Below are 286 nucleotides of genomic sequence, written 5' to 3'. Positions count from 1 at the left end.
CGACACCGACTGCACGACCTCGATGAACATGTCGACCATCCGGTGCTGCAGCACCTGGAAGTTGGCGATGGCCGTGCCGAACTGCTTGCGCGGCTTGGCGTAGTCCAGCGTGCCCTCGTGCAGCTTGCGCAGCACGCCCACGGCCTCGGCGCCGACGGCGGCGGTGGCCTCGTCGATCACCTGGTTGACCAGGTCCAGGCCGCTCTCCGAGATCAGGGAGTCAGCCGGGACCGAGACGTTCTCGAAATAGACTTCCGACGCGCGGTTGCCGTCGACGGTCGGATAG

1 protein-coding gene is annotated in these 286 nt (G+C 66.4%); it reads right to left on the bottom strand.

Annotated elements, in window-relative coordinates; translation table 11 throughout:
• Positions 1 to 286: acyl-CoA dehydrogenase family protein (locus EIK80_RS25680; protein ID WP_255414615.1), on the bottom strand; the 286-nt coding region annotated here is incomplete at both ends.

The sequence above is a fragment of the Caulobacter sp. 602-1 genome (genome assembly GCF_003931565.1).
GTDB lineage: Bacteria > Pseudomonadota > Alphaproteobacteria > Caulobacterales > Caulobacteraceae > Caulobacter.
Note: the sequence above shows the minus strand (reverse complement) of the source record. Positions and strands in the feature narration are given on the sequence as shown.